15 protein-coding genes and 1 tRNA gene are annotated in these 16712 nt (G+C 70.0%); 11 read left to right on the top strand and 5 right to left on the bottom strand.

What is annotated here, in order from left to right:
• Positions 1 to 3: 3 nt before the first annotated feature.
• Entirely contained in the window at positions 4 to 207 is a 204-nt protein-coding gene (locus ACYVK3_RS14365; RefSeq protein ID WP_460498012.1) for a hypothetical protein, read from the bottom strand.
• Between the two features lie 26 nt (positions 208 to 233).
• Positions 234 to 797, bottom strand: a complete 564-nt coding sequence (locus ACYVK3_RS14360) for an alpha/beta hydrolase (protein ID WP_460498011.1) — start codon at positions 795 to 797, stop codon at positions 234 to 236.
• A gap of 408 nt (positions 798 to 1205) precedes the next feature.
• Between ACYVK3_RS14360 and ACYVK3_RS14355 the strand changes: the two genes are divergently transcribed.
• The 9 genes from ACYVK3_RS14355 to ACYVK3_RS14315 all read left to right on the top strand — a co-directional run bounded on the left by ACYVK3_RS14355 (position 1206) and on the right by ACYVK3_RS14315 (position 9276).
• Positions 1206 to 2258, top strand: coding sequence for an AAA family ATPase (locus ACYVK3_RS14355; RefSeq protein WP_460498010.1), 1053 nt, complete (start codon positions 1206 to 1208; stop codon positions 2256 to 2258).
• Between the two features lie 4 nt (positions 2259 to 2262).
• A complete protein-coding gene (locus ACYVK3_RS14350) occupies positions 2263 to 3156 on the top strand; it encodes a DUF58 domain-containing protein (protein ID WP_460498009.1) in 894 nt (297 codons plus the stop codon).
• A gap of 17 nt (positions 3157 to 3173) precedes the next feature.
• Positions 3174 to 4124 carry a vWA domain-containing protein gene (locus tag ACYVK3_RS14345; RefSeq protein ID WP_460498008.1) on the top strand — a complete coding sequence of 317 codons (951 nt, stop codon included), beginning with the start codon at positions 3174 to 3176 and terminating at the stop codon, positions 4122 to 4124.
• 115 nt (positions 4125 to 4239) lie between these two features.
• Positions 4240 to 4944 carry a beta-ketoacyl-ACP reductase gene (locus ACYVK3_RS14340; protein ID WP_460498007.1) on the top strand — a complete coding sequence of 235 codons (705 nt, stop codon included), beginning with the start codon at positions 4240 to 4242 and terminating at the stop codon, positions 4942 to 4944.
• Between the two features lie 26 nt (positions 4945 to 4970).
• Positions 4971 to 5753 (top strand): enoyl-ACP reductase, encoded by a 783-nt coding sequence (gene fabI / locus ACYVK3_RS14335; RefSeq protein ID WP_460498006.1) that lies wholly within the window; start codon positions 4971 to 4973, stop codon positions 5751 to 5753.
• 12 nt (positions 5754 to 5765) lie between these two features.
• Positions 5766 to 6806 carry a ferrochelatase gene (locus ACYVK3_RS14330; protein ID WP_460498005.1) on the top strand — a complete coding sequence of 347 codons (1041 nt, stop codon included), beginning with the start codon at positions 5766 to 5768 and terminating at the stop codon, positions 6804 to 6806.
• Between the two features lie 104 nt (positions 6807 to 6910).
• Positions 6911 to 7345, top strand: a complete 435-nt coding sequence (locus ACYVK3_RS14325) for an NfeD family protein (protein WP_460498004.1) — start codon at positions 6911 to 6913, stop codon at positions 7343 to 7345.
• A 5-nt stretch (positions 7346 to 7350) separates the two neighbouring features.
• Positions 7351 to 8388: an SPFH domain-containing protein gene (locus ACYVK3_RS14320; protein WP_460498003.1), complete on the top strand. Its 1038-nt coding sequence runs from the start codon at positions 7351 to 7353 to the stop codon at positions 8386 to 8388.
• A gap of 6 nt (positions 8389 to 8394) precedes the next feature.
• Positions 8395 to 9276, top strand: coding sequence for a TrmH family RNA methyltransferase (locus ACYVK3_RS14315; protein ID WP_460498076.1), 882 nt, complete (start codon positions 8395 to 8397; stop codon positions 9274 to 9276).
• Between the two features lie 116 nt (positions 9277 to 9392).
• Here ACYVK3_RS14315 and ACYVK3_RS14310 read toward each other — a convergent pair whose 3' ends face one another.
• Both ACYVK3_RS14310 and ACYVK3_RS14305 read right to left on the bottom strand, forming a co-directional pair.
• Positions 9393 to 10493 carry a C45 family peptidase gene (locus ACYVK3_RS14310; protein WP_460498002.1) on the bottom strand — a complete coding sequence of 367 codons (1101 nt, stop codon included), beginning with the start codon at positions 10491 to 10493 and terminating at the stop codon, positions 9393 to 9395.
• Positions 10494 to 10543: 50 nt separating this feature from the next.
• Positions 10544 to 11557 carry a phosphotransferase enzyme family protein gene (locus ACYVK3_RS14305; RefSeq protein WP_460498001.1) on the bottom strand — a complete coding sequence of 338 codons (1014 nt, stop codon included), beginning with the start codon at positions 11555 to 11557 and terminating at the stop codon, positions 10544 to 10546.
• Between the two features lie 157 nt (positions 11558 to 11714).
• Here ACYVK3_RS14305 and ACYVK3_RS14300 point away from each other — a divergent pair.
• Positions 11715 to 11800 (top strand) — tRNA-Leu (locus ACYVK3_RS14300).
• 581 nt (positions 11801 to 12381) lie between these two features.
• Here ACYVK3_RS14300 and ACYVK3_RS14295 read toward each other — a convergent pair.
• A complete protein-coding gene (locus ACYVK3_RS14295; protein ID WP_460498000.1) occupies positions 12382 to 13284 on the bottom strand; it encodes an AraC family transcriptional regulator in 903 nt (300 codons plus the stop codon).
• Between the two features lie 55 nt (positions 13285 to 13339).
• Between ACYVK3_RS14295 and ACYVK3_RS14290 the strand changes: the two genes are divergently transcribed.
• Complete coding sequence (locus ACYVK3_RS14290) at positions 13340 to 16699, top strand: DUF5107 domain-containing protein (protein ID WP_460497999.1); 3360 nt, start codon at positions 13340 to 13342, stop codon at positions 16697 to 16699.
• Positions 16700 to 16712 lie beyond the last annotated feature (13 nt).

Below are 16712 nucleotides of genomic sequence, written 5' to 3'. Positions count from 1 at the left end.
GGCTCAATCATCCAACTTCACGGTCTCGCACGGGAACCCGCGTGTGGTCAGAAAGCCCCTGAGGGTGCTCAGGTGCTCGTCGCAGGCGGCCCATTGTTTGACGCGCTCGGCGCTGTGCAGTCGCGGGTTGCGCCACTGGAGCATCCATACGGCGCTGCGGCGGCATCCGCGGGCGGAGCAGACGGGCGTCTCGGCATTGAGGGTCACGCCATGATTCTGCGGCAACTCGAGTCTCAACCGTGACGCGGCCATACCGCCGTGTCGATGAACGTCTCAATGGCCTCGACGATGTCGGCCAGGGCGTGCGCGGATGCCACGAGGGGACGGCCCGGCACGAACATGCCGTGATCGGCTCCGGGGATCTCGCAGACCTCGCCGGGCAGCTCGCGGGCGAGCGCGGAGTTCCAGGCGGCGTCGGCGGTGCCGCCGATGAGCAGGTACGGGGCGGTGGTGCGGCGCAGCGCCTGCACGATCGGGTAGTCCTGGAGCAGCGGGGTGAGCCAGATCGCGGGGAGCCCGTGGTGGGCGGCCAGAGCGGCGGCGGCGCTGCCGAGGGACTTGCCGACTAGCAGCGGCGGGTCGTCGTTGTGGACGAGGTCGAGGACCCCCTCGACCTGCTCGCAGACGCCGTCGACCATGGTCTGGGCGTCGACGGTGAGCCGCTCGGGGTGCTTCCACTCGACCGGGTAGGTGTGGGCGCCGCGCGACTGGAGCGCGACGTGGGCGAACATGAGCAGCGGCCCCTGCACTCCGTAATTGCGACCCGGGAGCAGGAGCGCCTGGCGGCGACGAGGCATGAAAGCGATTCTAGATCTGTGAGGCAGCGGAGGCGGGTGCCGACCAGTGGGGAACGGAGCGGCCGAATCCGGGCAGAAGGAGACGAGTCCCGCGCGGCCACGGGGGAAGCCGCGCGGGATACGGAAAGCATAGCGCTCCGACATAATGCAGCAACGGATTGAATCGGCGCGTCGCGTCACTCTCCTGGGCAAATACCGTTTCCGGCCGCGCCGGTCCCACGTCGAGCACCGCAAAGGTGTCTGCGATCCTGAAGCGGCCCAACGGGAGCACTCAGAACTGTCGGATACCCGACTCAAAGGTGACGGGCGTGTCGCCCCGATCGTGATCCTCCGCCACGCTCACGCTCCTCGTACGGGCGAATTAGTATCGACGACACCAGTCCGAACCAGCAGGGAGCAGGAGCCGACATGGGATCACCCGAGGCCGACCGTTCGACCCCGGCGGAGAACGCCGCCTTGCTCGAGAAGGCGCTGTTCGAGATCAAGAAGGTCATCGTCGGCCAGGACGCGCTGGTCGAGCGGATGTTCGCCGCGCTGCTCGCCCGCGGCCACTGCCTCATCGAAGGCGTCCCCGGCGTCGCCAAGACCCTCGCCGTCGAGACGATGGCCAAGGTCGTCGGCGCCGAATTCCAGCGCATCCAGTTCACCCCCGACCTGGTGCCCGCCGACATCATCGGCACCCGCATCTACCGGCAGTCCACCGAGACCTTCGACGTCGAACTCGGCCCCGTCTACACCAACTTCGTGCTCGCCGACGAGATCAACCGCGCGCCGGCCAAGGTGCAGTCCGCGATGCTCGAGGTCATGGCCGAACAGCACATCTCCATCGGCGGCCAGACCCACCGGCTCCCCAAGCCGTTCCTCGTCATGGCCACCCAGAACCCCATCGAACAGGAGGGCGTCTACCCCCTGCCCGAGGCCCAGCGCGACCGCTTCCTGTTCAAGATCAACGTCGGCTACCCCACCGACGCCGAGGAACGCGAGATCGTCTTCCGCATGGGCGTCGACACCCCCGACCCCGACCGCGTTCTCGACGCCGACGACATCCTCCGCCTCCAGGGCGCGGCCGACAGCGTCTTCATCCACAACGCGCTCGTCGACTACGCCGTCCGGATCGTCATGGCCTCCCGCAATCCCACCGCCGCCGGACTCGGCGGCCTCGCCCAGCACATCCAGTACGGCGCCTCCCCCCGCGCCTCGCTCGGCCTCATCCGCGCCACCCGCGCCATCGCCCTGCTGCGCGGCCGCGACTACGCGCTGCCCCAAGACCTCGACGACATCGCGCCCGAAGTCCTGCGCCACCGCCTGGTGCTGTCCTACGACGCCATGGCCGACGGCGTCGCCGCCGACCAGATCGTCGGCCAGCTCCTCGCCGCCGTCCCCGCACCCACCGTCACCCCGCGCCAGGACGCGGCGCCCCGCAACACCGAACCCAGCCCGCAGCGGCCGGGAGCCTGGTAAGAGGGTGTCACTCGTGAACGCCGCGGATCTGCGCACGCTCGACCGCTTGCAGCTGCACATCACCCGCCGGCTCGACGGGCTCCTCCACGGCGACTACCTCGGCCTGCTGCCCGGCCCCGGCTCCGAACCCGGCGAGGCCCGCGAATACCGGCCCGGCGACGACGTCCGCCACATGGACTGGCCCGTCACCGCTCGGACGACGACGCCGCACGTCCGCACCACCGTCGCCGATCGCGAACTCGAGGCCTGGCTCGCCGTCGACCTCTCGCCGAGCCTCGACTTCGGCACCGTGGGCATGCTCAAGCGCGACCTCGCCGTCAACGCCGTCGCCGCCTTCTCCTACCTGGCCGGCCGCGGCGGCAACCGCGTCGGCGCCGTCGTCACCGAAGGGGGGCCGGCCAAGGCCATCCCCCCGCGTCCCGGACGCGCCGGCTCCCGTTCCCTCCTGCGAGCGGTCACCATGCTGCCCAAAGGCACCGGACCCGGCAACCTCGCCGACCTGCTCGACAGAACCCGCCGCCACACCAGGCGGCGCGGCCTCGCCGTCGTCATCTCCGACTTCATCGACGACGGCGACTGGGCTCGCGAACTGCGCCGCCTGAGCGTGCGCCAGCAGGTCCTGTGCGTCGAGATCGTCGACCCGGCCGAACTCAAGCTCCCCGATGTGGGCGTGCTCGACCTCATCGACCCCGAGACCGGCGACCACGTCGAGATCCAGACCGGCAACGCCCGCTTCCGGGCCCGGTACGAAGCCGCCGCCGCCGAACAGCGAAGGCACATCGCCACCGGCATCCGCGGCGCCGGCGCCTCCCACCTGCGCCTGTCCACCGGCGCCGACTGGCTGCGCGACATCGCCGCGTTCGTCGCCGAGCGCCGCCACCTCGCCGCCTACCGCTAGACCGATAAGGAGACCTGTTGATCCGCCTGCTTGAACCGGCATGGCTCTTGGCGCTGATCCCGGTGGCCGCGCTCGCCGGCGTCTACGTCTGGGCGCAGTACGCGCGCCGGCGGACCGCCGTGCGATTCGCCAACACCGCGCTGCTCGCCAAACTCGTGCCCAGGCTCCCCGGCTGGCGCCGCCACCTCCCCGCCGGGATCATGGTCATCGCGCTGGCAGTCCTGGTCGGCGGCATGACCCGTCCCGCGGTCGACGTCGAAGAGCCCCAGGAGCGGGCCACGGTCGTCCTCGCCATCGACGTCTCGCTGTCCATGATGGCCACCGACGTGGACCCGACGCGGATCGACGCCGCCAAGACGGCCGCCGCCGACTTCGTCGAGGAACTCCCCGAGGAGTACAACGTGGGCCTGGTCTCCTTCGCCGGCTACGCGTCGGTCGTCGTGCCGCCCACCAAGGACCGCTCCCAGCTGACGACCGCGATCCGTGGCCTGAACCTCGCCGAGGCCACCGCCACCGGCGACGCCGTCTTCGCCTCGCTCCAGGCCGTCCAGCAGGTCATCTCCGACGGCTCCAGCGAGCTCGCCCCCGCGCGCATCCTGCTGCTGTCCGACGGCTACCGCACCGCCGGGCGCAGCGTCGGGGAGGCCGCCGAGGCCGCCGCCGCCGCCGAAGTCCCGGTCTCCACGGTCGCGTTCGGCACCGACGAAGGCGTCATCGAACTCGATCAGCAGCTCGTCAGCGTGCCGGTCGACCGCGAGGCACTCGCCGGGCTCGCCGAGGAGACCGGCGGCCAGTACTACGAGGCCGCCTCGGTCGACGAACTGCGCGGCGTCTACGAGGACATGGGCTCCTCGCTCGGCTACCGCACCATCGCCCAGGACATCTCGCAGTGGTTCATCGGCACGGCCCTGGTCATGCTGTTCACCGCCGCCGGGCTCAGCCTCGCGTGGACCTCGCGCGTGCCCTGACCGTGCCGAGGTGTGCCAGACGCCCCACCGTGCGTGAAGGCGGCTTCGGCGCCGATCGCCGCCGTCGCTACGATCGTCCGTGGCTTCATACAATGATCATGAGGGAGTTCGAACAATGGCGCGCACCGTCCTCGTCACCGGAGGCAACCGCGGGATCGGTCTCGCTATCGCGCGGGCGTTCGCCGAGCGCGGCGACAACGTCGCCGTCACCCACCGCGGCACCGGCGCGCCCGAGGGACTCTTCGGCGTCCAGTGCGACATCACCGACACCGAGTCGATCGACACCGCCTTCAAACAGGTCGAGGAGCACTTCGGCCCCGTCGAGATCCTCGTCGCCAACGCCGGCATCACCGACGACACGCTCATCCTGCGCATGAGCGAGGACCAGTTCGACCGGGTCATCGACACCAACCTCGCCGGCGCCTGGCGCGTCGCCAAGCGAGCCTCCGGCAAGATGCTCCGCGCCAAGTTCGGCCGCATGGTCTTCATCTCGTCGGTCACCGGCCTGTACGGCAACGCCGGCCAGACCAACTACGCCGCGTCCAAGGCCGGCCTGGTCGGCCTGGCCCGCTCCATCACCCGCGAGCTCGGCAGCCGCAACATCACCGCCAACGTCGTCGCCCCCGGCTTCGTCGAGACCGACATGACCGAGCAGCTGCCCGAGCAGCAGCGCAAGGGCTACCTCGACGCCATCCCCGCCAAGCGCTTCGCCAAGCCCGAGGAAGTCGCCGGAGCCGTCACGTGGCTCGCCGGCGACGACGCCGCCTACGTCAACGGCGCGGTCATCCCCGTCGACGGCGGCCTGGGCATGGGCCACTAGTTTCTGAACCGATAACGGAGGAATTGATGTCTGGAATCCTGGACGGCAAGCGACTGCTGATCACCGGTGTCATCACCGAGCAGTCGCTCGGATTCGGCGTGGCGAAGTACGCCCAAGAACAGGGAGCCGAGGTCGTCCTCACCGGCTTCGGACGCATGTCCCTGGTGCAGCGCATCGCGGGCAAACTCCCCAAGCCCGCGCCCGTCATCGAGCTGGACGTGACCGACCCCGAGCAGCTCGAGTCCCTCGCCGGCAAGATCCGCGAGCACGTCGACGGCATCGACGGCGTCCTCCACGCCATCGCCTACGCCCCGCCCTCGGCGCTCGGCGGCAACTTCCTCAACACCCCCTGGGAGGACGTCGCCACCGCTCTCCAGGTGTCCGCCTTCTCGTACAAGTCGCTCGCGATGGCCTGCCTGCCGCTCATGGGCGAGGGCGGCTCGGTCGTCGGTCTCACCTTCGACGCGAGCCAGGCCTGGCCCGTCTACGACTGGATGGGCGTCGCCAAGGCCGGACTCGAGTCCGCCAACCGCTATCTCGCCCGCGACCTGGGCCCCAAGGGCATTCGCGTCAACCTCGTCTCCGCCGGACCGCAGCGCACCATGGCCGCCAAGTCCATTCCCGGCTTCGAGGAGTTCGAGGTCGCCTGGACCAAGCGGGCGCCGCTCGGCTGGTCCCTGACCGACTCCGAACCGGTCGCCAAGGCCTGCGCGGCCCTGATGTCCGACCTGTTCCCGGCGACCTCGGGCGAGATCGTCCACGTCGACGGCGGATTCCACGCCGTCGGGGTCGAGCGCACCGAGAAGTAGTGGGCGGCCCGCATGCCTGAATACGACGCAGTCATCCTCGTCTCCTTCGGCGGCCCCGAAGGACCGGCCGACGTCCTCCCGTTCCTGCGCAACGTCACCCGCGGCCGCGGCATCCCCGAGGAACGCCTCGAGGAGGTGGCCGAGCACTACCACCACTTCGGCGGGATCTCGCCGATCAACCAGTGGTGCCGCGAGGTCATCGAAGCGCTGCGCGCCGAGTTCCGCCTCAGCGGCATCGACCTGCCCATCTACTGGGGCAACCGCAACTGGCCGCCGATGCTCGTCGACGCCGTCACCCAGATGACCGCCGACGGCGTCCGCCGAGCGCTCGCCATCTGCACCAGCGCCTACGGCTCGTACTCCTCGTGCCGCCAGTACGTCGAGGACATCAACGCCGCCCGCGCCGCCGTCGGCGAGTCGGCACCCGTCATCGACAAGATCCGGCACTTCTTCGACCACCCGGGCTTCGTCGGCGGCTTCGCGAACCAACTGCGCGCGAGCCTCGACCAGATCCAGGACCGGTCGAACACCCGCGTGGTCTTCACCGCCCACTCGATCCCGGCGGTCATGGAGGAGTGCTCGGGACCCGAGGGCGCCCGCTACTCCGACCAGATCGCCGAGGCCGCCGCGCTCGTCGCCGAGCACGCCGGCTGGAACGGCCCCTACGACGTCGTGTGGCAGTCCCGCTCGGGGCCCCCCGCGATGCCGTGGCTGGAACCCGACATCAACGACCACCTCAAGGTCCTCGCCGCCGACGGCGTCGACACCGTCGTGGTGAGCCCCGTCGGTTTCCTCTCCGACCACATCGAAGTGCTCTGGGACCTCGACAACGAGGCCGCCGAGACCGCCGCCGGGCTCGGCCTGCGCTACCTGCGTGCCGGGACGCCAACGATCGGCGCGGACCTCGTCGGCATGTTCCGCGACCTGGTCGCCGAGCGCGTCGCGGGGGCGCCCGTCCGGCGCCTGGGCAAGCTTCCGGTGTGGGACCCGATGGTCGAGGGCTGCTGCCCCGCCCGCCGCCCCCCGGCTCCGGAGAAGCACCGGACCCGCTAGCGAAGCGCCCGGCACGGCTCCCAGAGCCCGTGCCGGGCGAGCATTTACCCCCGCCAGCACGGGCAGCTCACCTTCGAGCGGTGACTCGTGACATCCTTGTAACCGTGGAACCCGCATTCATCTGGATCATCATCGCCGTGATCCTCGGCGTGGCCGAATTGTTCACCGGCACCCTCGTGCTCGCCATGGTCGCCGCCGGAGCCGCCCTCGCGGCCGTCGGCGCGGGCCTCGGCGCGCCCCTGTGGCTTCAGGCCATCCTGTTCGCCGCCGGCTCCGCGGCGTCCATCTGGGGACTGCGCCCCTTCCTCAGGCAGGCCCTCGACACCTCCCTGGGCAGCAACACCGTGGGGATGCGGGCCCTCGAAGGCAAGGACGCCACCGTCCTGGAAACGGTCGACGCCAGCGGCGGTCTGGTCGAGATCTCCGGAGACAACTGGACCGCCTACCCGCTCGAACCGGACCAGGTGCTGGAACCCGGCGATCGGGTGACGGTGGTAGAAATCAAGGGAGCCACCGTAGTCGTATGGAAGCAGGACTGAAATAAATGGACCCAGTCGGAATTCTGCTGCTCGTTGTAGCGGTCTTCCTGGTCATCGTGCTCGCACGCTCGATCAGGATCGTCCCTCAACAGTGGAACTACATCATCGAGCGGCTCGGCCGTTACCGCCGCACCCTCGAGCCCGGGCCGCGATTGCTGGTGCCGTTCGTCGACTCCGTCCGCGCCAAGGTCGACCTGCGCGAACGAGTCGTCAACTTCCCGCCGCAGCCGGTCATCACCGCCGACAACCTCGGCGTCCAGATCGACACCGTGCTGTACTACATCATCACCCAGCCCACCGCCGCCGTGTACAACATCGACGACTACCTCGCCGGTGTCGAGCAGCTCACCACCACGACCCTGCGCAATGTCGTCGGTTCGATGGACCTGGAGAAGACGCTCACCAGTCGCGAGGAGATCAACGCCCGCCTCGCCGCCGAGCTCGACAAGGCCACCGACAAGTGGGGCCTCAAGGTCACCCGCGTCGAGCTGCGCTCCATCGAGCCGCCGCCGAGCATCCGCGACGCCATGGAGAAGCAGATGAGGGCCGAGCGCGACCGCCGCGCCACGATCCTCAACGCCGAGGGCTTCAAGCGCTCCGAAATCCTCCAGGCCGAGGGCGAGCAGCAGTCGAAGGTCTTGCGCGCCAAGGGTGAGCGCGACGCCGAGGTGCTGCGCGCCGACGGACAGGCCCGCGCCATCCAGACCGTGTTCGCGGCCATCCACAAGGCCAAGCCCACCGACCGGCTCCTGGCCTACCAGTACCTCCAGAAACTGCCCGAGATCGCCTCCGGCGACTCGAACAAGGTGTGGGTCATCCCCGCCGAGCTCACCCGGGCCCTCGGGACCCTCGGCAACGCCTTCGGCGCCGACAAGCCCGGCGACGACGACGAAGAGGTCGAGGTCGACGTCGACACCGAGGCCCTGGGCCTCGACGACGCCGCCAAACAGGCCCTCGAGGCCGCGCAGCAGGCCGCCGACGAGGTCAAGGACCTCGGCGAAGGCCGAGTCCGCGACCCCGAACTGCCGCCGCCGCCCGAATAGGCCACCATCGGCGTGTGCCCCGGGCCTGTGGCCCGGGGCACTGTCCGTTCCCTAGGGCACAATCGAAGGGTGTCCGACCACCTGATCCCCATCGACGACCCCGAAGACGGTCGCCTCGGCGACTACCGCGCGCTGACCGACCTCGCGCTGCGCACCCGCTTCGAGCAGCCCAACGGACTGTTCATCGCCGAAGGCCGGCAGGTCGTCTCGCGCGCGCTGCGGGCCGGATACCGGATGCGGTCCATGCTCATCGACGCCAAGCGCGTCGACCAGCTCGCCGCACTGGCCCAGGACGCCCCCTGCTACACCGCCGGGCCCGAGGTCCTGCAGTCGGTCACGGGCTTCCACGTCCACAGAGGCGCGCTGGCGTCCTTCCACAGAAAGCCCCTCCCCGAGCCCGCCGAGATCCTCGCGAGCGCGCACCGCCTCGTGGTCCTCGAAGGCATCAACAATCACACGAACATCGGAGCGATCTTTCGCGTCGTGGCCGGACTCGGCTTCGACGGCGTCGTCCTCGCGCCCGACTGCGCCGATCCGCTGTACCGGCGCAGCGTGCGCGTGAGCATGGGGGAGGTGTTCGCGATCCCGTACACCTACCTCGATCCCTGGCCGGACGGCCTCAAGCAGATCCGGGACGCCGGGTTCACGCTCATCGGGCTCAGCCCCTCGGCCGGCGCGATCGACCTGCGCCAGGTCGGCGGCGAGGACCGCAGGCGGCCGGCGCTGATGTTCGGCGCCGAAGGCCCGGGCCTGACGGCCGCCGCGCTGGCCGGGTGCGACCGGACGGTCGTCATCCCGATGCACGCCGGCGTCGACTCCCTGAACGTGGCTGCGGCGACGTCGGTGGCCTGCTGGGAGCTGTCGCAGCCGAGCCCGAGACCGAACTGAAGCGATCGCTGCGGATGGTTCTTCATCGACACCTCCCGAAGTCGCCGTCAGCATGAAGATCCGCGGACATCAGGCCAAGGCGGCCCGCTACCGCCGCGTGAGGGCCGGCGCGCCGCCTAGATGCTGACGGTGGCGAACTCCGATTCGCAGGGCGGGCCCCACGTGTAGTTGAGCCTGCCGGCGTCGAGCTCCATGCGGACGGCCAGCGCGGTGTGCGTCCGCAGCTCCACCGGATCGGACGCGACCGGGTGGCGGCAGATCGCGAGCGGGCCGCCGTCGTGGTCGCGCATGGCGGCGTAGAGCCGCTCGACCGAGACGGGGCCGGGCTCCTTCTCAAGGAGCGTCTCCATGCGCTCGCAGCGGTGATAGGTCGACACGCGGCCGGTCTCGAGCCAGCTCTGGTGTACGCCCAAGGCCTCCGGGTCGCGGAAGTGGTTGGCGTGGACCAAGGGCTCCGAGCCCGCCTGATAGATCACACGGGAGCCCAGGGGAGCGGTCTCCACTGTCGCCACGCCGGAGCCGACGCCGCCGATGAAGAAGTTGGCGGAGCAACCCGGGCGAGGCGCGACCGCGTGGCCGACGGCCCGCTGGAAACTCCCGGCCTGGAGGATCCGCCACGTCCTGAGGTGGAACGGCACGGACTCGATCTTCCAGTCGTCGGCGCTGGCTCCCAGTCCGTTGACGCACAGCCCGATGCCGGCGCTGTTGAGCCCGATCTTGGCGCCGGCGACGCCCGCCTCGGTGAATCCGAGCACGGTGGTGTCACCGCTCTTCCATTGCAGGAGGGCGCCTTCGACACCGGTGAACCAGTCCCAGTTCTGGCCGATCTGGACCGCGGACCCTGCGAATGCCCCCTCGGCTCCACCGAAGGACGTGCATTCGCTCCGGATGCTCTCGGCCGTGGGTTTGCCGAACTCGCTCCAAGCGCTGTAGAGCAGCTCGTACCGCGCGTTCAGCAGCGCGATGTCGAGAATCGCCTGGCCAGACCCCTCCGCGATGCCGTCCATGATCGCGCGGTAAGCGGCGTCCTCCCTGGTGAACATCCCGAGGTAGTGCTGCGAGCGCTCGACGAGGCCCTCTTCGCTGAGTCCCGAGGTGAGCATCCGGGAGCGGTAGAGATCGATATTGTCGGCGATCTGGCTCCTCAACTGCCTGCCGTGTTGGACCCCTTGGCGATAGGGGCTGCCCTGGAGGTGGAGGAGGGGAAGTTCACTCATGGCTGCCATTGTGGCAGAGGCGACACCATAGTGTCACTTGTGAATCGACCTCAACGGCCCATGAGGGACTGTTCGACCTGGGAGTAGTGAATGGTCCACCACTTCACCAGACCGGTCTGGCCAGGCAAGAGATGATCGCACGCCGAGTTGTGACGAACGTAATGCCATTCGATGACCCAGTTGTCGGTCAGCCGGTCCCACCACAACTGATGCGTGGCGAGGCCGATCTCCTGCTCGCCGACGTCGAATACCGACCGGTACCCACCTGCGAATGCCCGGATCCGATCGCAGTCGAGGCCGCGCTCATCACCGTACGTGAAATAGAACACCGCGGCGCGAGCCATCTCCCTGGCGTACGAAGCCACGGTGAGCCGGTCCCAGTCCAGGATCGCCGAGACGGTGTCGCCGGGGCCGTGCAGCACGTTGTGCGGGTGCAGGTCCCCGTGCGTGTACCCGGTGTACTGGGCGGCCAGATCCGGCGGACGGCGGTCGCCGAGCCGGACCAGCAGGCCCCGCTTCAACCGCAGTGTCTGCTCGGCGTCGGCTTCGAACCCGGTCTTGTCGCCGCGGCCGGCGGCCACGAGGTCGAGCAGCCGGTCGACCTTCTGCAAGGCCGCTTCGGTGGTCACGGGCGTCTCGATCTTGGGCGGCCGGTCCGCTGGAATCGCCGTATGCAGCGTCCGGTGGAGCCGCCCGATGACGCTGCCGAGCTCCCGGCAGGATTCCTTCGACATCGACAGGCCCGAGCGGTGGCGCCCCCCGACCCACGGGAAGACCCCGAACTCCTCGCCCTCCAGCAGAATCGTCGACATTCCGCCCCGGCTGGGCGTCGGCAGCACCACCGGCACGCCGGAGTGGCCCAGGGTCTGGAGCACATGGAACTGGAATTGCAGCTCGGATCCGGTGACGTCCCGGAACAGCTTCAGCAGGTACGACCCCGTCGAGGCGTCGACGCGCCAGCTCCGGTTCATGAGGCCGGTCTGGACGCGCTGCATCTGGTAGATCTGGCCGAGGTCCCAATGTGCGAGCGCCGCGTCAGGGAGTCGAGGCGCGGTCACGGTCATGGCATAAGCGTAGCCGCCGCGCGCCCGACCGGCGGACCGTGAACCCCCCTGCGACAACTCCTTCAGGCGTCGTGTAAAGTTTCATCTCGCGCGCCGGGGAGGCTGAAACATCTCACTGGCAGGCAAAACAAACTCCATATACACTCACTGTGTGCACGCGCGAGTGGCGGAATGGCAGACGCGCTAGCTTGAGGTGCTAGTGTCCTACTAATGGACGTGGGGGTTCAAGTCCCCCCTCGCGCACAGACTAAAGGCCCTGGTTACAGGGCCTTTTTCGTGTCTTTCGGAACACTCCGCCAGCGCCGGTCGGAACATTGTGGAGGGCCGCAGGGAGCCAAAAAGGGAGCCATTCGTGGCTCCTGGAGGAGCCGTTTCCCGAAAGGGCCGTGGCGGACTAGGCGGTCCGTGGTCATGGTTGGGTGTTAACCATCTGTTGTGGGTGAGTGTTGCCACGGGACTGTGACCTTGCGCGGGCGACGCCGCATCCGAAGACCCGGTCTGGGAAGTCGCCGCCCACTCACTCATCATCCGCTCAACGGCGCAGAGGACCGGGGGAGTAGGACTCGATCATTGTTTTGAATACATCGGTTCCCTGTCGTGTGCTGTTCGCTTCGCGGTTAGAGAACCGCGATGGCGGCAGTTGGTCGATGGGGCTCGCCCTGACGCTGACGGCACGCGGCGACGCACCGACGGTGCCACGGACTTCGTGTTCGTGCTCAACTTCAACCCGACCGGGGTGGCGATCGACTCGACGGTGAAGCCCTGGAGCTCGGCCCCTTCGGCAGTGCCGTTATCGAGCGGGTCAGGAGCGGCGACACGGCGCTCTAGGATCCGGGCGGACGGGTTCGGTAGGCGGTCGGGGTCATGTCGTGGATGCGGGTGAACTGCCGGGAGAAGTACATCGGGTCGTCATAGCCGGTCTCGCGGGCCACCACGGCGATCGGCAGCACGGTGCCGTCGAGGAGTTCGCGGGCCTGGGCCATGCGCAGCTGCACCTGGAACTGGAGCGGTGAGATTCCGAGGTGCTCTCGGAACAGGGCGCTGATCTGGGAGGCGCTCAACCCCACCATGGACGCGAGCGCGGGAACGGTGGTGCGTTGCGGGGAGGTCGCCCTCAGGTGCTCGACGGCGCGTTCGAGAGGGCTCAGGCTCATCCCCGGATTGCGGCGCCCGGTGGCGATGACGTGCGCGAGCGCGTGCCAGGCCGCGCCGGTCGACCGGGTGAAGCCCGCGACTGTCAGTCCCGAGTCGAGGGCGTCGATGACCTGCGAGATCAGGCTCGCCACGGGGGCGGGATCGCGCAGGTGCGTCACGCGGCCGCCCGCGGCGGCGTTGGCGGCGCCGACCAGGTCCGCGGCGTCCGTGCCGGTGAAGTGGAACCACCACAGCGTCCACGGATCGTCCTGGGACGCGCCGTAGGCGTGCGCCCGGCCGGCCGGGATCAGAACGGCCCCGCCCCTGGCCACCACCGTGTGGGCGCCGTCGATCCGGCACCATCCCGCTCCGTCGGTGCACACCAAGAACACGTGCTCGGGCGCTCCGCGCGGGCGCGAGCGTCCGTGCCGGGCCGCGTGCGGGAAGTATCCGGCATCGGTGACCAGCAGTTTCCCCGTGACCGGATGCCGCAGCGCCTGCTCGACGGCGAGGCGGGGGACCACGAGCATCCGCTGCCCCGCGAAGCCCTCGCGAATGGCACCCGGATCCGCCGCGACCGCTGATTCGTCCATATCCTCCATTGAAATGACCATCGACAAGCATGTCAAGTGCTCATAGGTTCAGTACATGCCATCCGAAGAGTCGAGGATCGTCCTGCCCGAAGCCCCGCCGACGCTTGCAGGCCGACCGGTGAAGGTCTGGCGCGAAGCAGTCGCGATCGACACCTACGCGCCGGCCGCGCCGGACCGCTACCCCGCTTATCTGGACCAGCGCGTCTACCAGGGCTCCTCGGGCAGGGTCTACCCGCTGCCGTTCATCGACGCGGTCGCCCGCGAGAAGACCTCGCGCGACTGGGACGCGGTGCACCTCGAGAACGCGTACGTGCGGCTGATGATCCTCCCCGAACTCGGCGGTCGAATCCACATCGGATTCGACAAGACCCGCGGCTACGACTTCTTCTACCGCAACGACGTCATCAAGCCCGCTCTCGTCGGCCTCGCCGGACCGTGGGTCTCCGGCGGCGTCGAGTTCAACTGGCCCCAGCACCACCGGCCCGCCACCCACCTGCCGACCGAGGCCGCGATCGAGCACGAGGACGACGGCGCCGTCACGGTCTGGTGCTCCGACCACGATCCGTTCGCCCGCATGCAGGGCATGCACGGCATCCGCCTGCGGCCCGGCAGCGCCCTCATCGAACTGCGCGGCCACCTCGTGAACCGCTCGGAGGAGACGCAGACGTTCCTGTGGTGGGCGAACGTGGCGGCCGAGGCGCACGACCAGTACCAGTCGTTCTTCCCCACGGATGTGCACGTGGTCGCCGACCATGCCAAGCGCGCCACCACGACCTTCCCCGCCGCCGAGGGCCGCTACTACGGCGTCGACTACCCCGCCCGGCGCACGGCCGAGCGGCCTGACGGCGACCGCCTCGACTGGTACCGCAACATCCCCGTCCCCACCTCGTACATGTGCCTGGGCACCGACGACGACTTCTTCGGCGGCTACGATCACGCCGCTCAGGCCGGGTTCGTCCACTGGGCCGACCATCGCACCGCTCCCGGCAAGAAGCAGTGGACCTGGGGCAACGCCCCCTTCGGCTGGGCCTGGGACGCGCACTTGACGGATGCCAACGGGCCGTACGTGGAGCTCATGGCCGGTGTCTTCACCGACAACCAGCCCGACTTCGCGTTCCTCAAACCCGGTGAGGCCAAGACGTTCTCGCAGTACTGGTACCCCATCCAAGACACCGGCCCGGTCCACCAGGCCACCCGCGAGGCCGCCGTCCGCCTCGACCTCGACCGGGACGGCGACGGCAACGGGACGCGCGCCCGCATCGCCGCTGCGGTCACCGCGCCGCGCCACGGCGCCCGGGTGGTGCTGCGCGTCGACGAACGCGTTCTGCACGAGGACACCGCCGACCTGGCCCCCGGCGCCCCTTACGTGCGCGAGGTCCGCTGGCCCGAGACGCTCGAGCTCCACGAATGTGAACTCACCGTCGAGTACGGCGACCGTGTGCTCGTGTCCTGGCGTCCCCGTTCCGAAACAGTGGAACCGGTCACTGTGGACGCCGCGACCGAACCGCCGGCGCCCGCCGACGTCCACTCGGTCGACGAGCTCTACCTCACCGGCCTCCACCTCGACCAGTACCGGCACGCCACCCGCTCGCCCGAGCCCTACTGGGAGGAGGCGCTGCGCCGCGACCCCGGCGACGCCCGCTCCAACACGGCGCTGGCCGCGCGACTGGCGCACGCCGGTCGTCTCGACGAGGCCGAGACGCACCTGCGCGCCGCCATCGAGCGTCTGACCCGCCGCAACCCGAACCCGCGCGACGGCGAGGCCCACTACCGGCTCGGCCTCGTCCTCGCGCGGCAGCGGCGTGACGCGGAAGCCAAGGCCGCCTTCGGCACCGCCTCCTGGGACGCGGCCTGGGCCGACGCCGCCGCCGTCGCGACCGCCCGGATCGACCTCGCCGCCGGACACGACGACGACGCGGCCGCCGACCTCGAAGCCGTCCTCGCCCGCAGCCCGCGCCACACGCAGGCCCGCAACCTTTTCGCGGTGGCGCTGCTGCGCCGCGGCGACCGAGCCCGCGCGGCCGCGGCCGTCGCCGAGACCCTACGGGACAACCCGCTCGACGCCTGGGCCCGCGACCTCGCCCACCGCCTCGGCCGCGACGCCGAACCCACCACCGACCCGACGACCACGCTCGACGTCGCCCTCGAATACCGCTCGATCCGCGAGGACGAGACCGCGATCGACCTCTTCGCCACCGCCGCACGACTGTCTCCCGCCCCCGGGCAGGTCAACGTCGCCCCGCTCGCCTGGCTCCACCGCGCCGACCTGGCATTCGAGCGCGGAGACGAACGGGCCGCCGACCGAGCCCTGGAGGCGGTCCGCGAGCTCGATCGCACCTGGTGCTTCCCCTCGGCCGCCGACAATGACGCCCTCGCGCGACTTCGCGAACGCCGACCCGACGACCCCGTCCTCGCCGGCCTCGCCGGGCACTGGCTCTACGCCGCGGGCCGGCGCGACGAAGCGATCGCCGCCTGGGAGATCGCCGCCCCCACCGGCGACCCGGTCGTCCTGCGCAACCTCGGCGTCGCCGCCCACAACGTCCAAGACGACCCCGAGCGGGCCGCCGCCTGGTACGAGCGCGCCCGCGCCGCCGCACCCGACGACGCCAGGCTCCTCTACGAGGCCGACCAGCTCGCCGCCCGCCGCGGCACTGACCCCCTCGAACGCCTTGCCGCCCTTGAGAACCGCCGCGACCTCGTCGACCAGCGCGACGACCTCTCGGTCCAGCTCGCCGAACTCCTCACCGCCACAGGCCGCGCGCACCACGCCCTCGACGTCCTCGAAGGCCGCGCCTTCCAGCCCTGGGAAGGCGGCGAAGGCCGAGTCCTGGCCGCCTGGGAGGAGGCCCACCTGTCTCTCGCACGCGAAGCCCTCGATGCGGACGCGCCGCACCGCGCCGTGCTCCACGCCGAAGCCGCGCTGGCTCCCGTGCCGGGCCTCGGCGAGGCCCGCCATTTCCTGGCGAACACCGCGGACCTGCACCTGGTCCTGGGCGACGCCCTCGCTGCCGCGGGTGACGCCATCGGCGCGCGTGCGGCCTGGGAGCAGGCCGCCGCCCAGCAAGGCGACTTCCAGACCATGCAGGTCCAGACTCACTCCGAGCACACCGCCGCCGTCGTCACCGCACTGCGCCGCCTCGGGAAGACCGATGCCGCGCAGGCCCTTCGGGACGACCTCGCCCGCTACATCGAAGCGCAGGCGCAGACCGCGGCCCGGATCGAGTACTTCGCGACCTCGCTGCCGACCATGCTGCTGTTCAACGCCGACATCCAGGCAGCCCACGACACGCGCGTGACGGTGCTGCGGGCGCAGCTCGCGCACCTGGACGGCGACCTCGACCGTGCTGCGGACCTCGCCGACACGGCACTCGAGCGCGACCCGCTGAACGGCGTCGCCCGCGCCGCCGCCCGATGACCATCCCCATGCG

The sequence above is a fragment of the Glycomyces tarimensis genome, assembly GCF_054776215.1.
The sequence above is the reverse complement of the archived record's forward strand: the minus strand, read 5'-3'. Positions and strand labels throughout refer to the sequence as shown.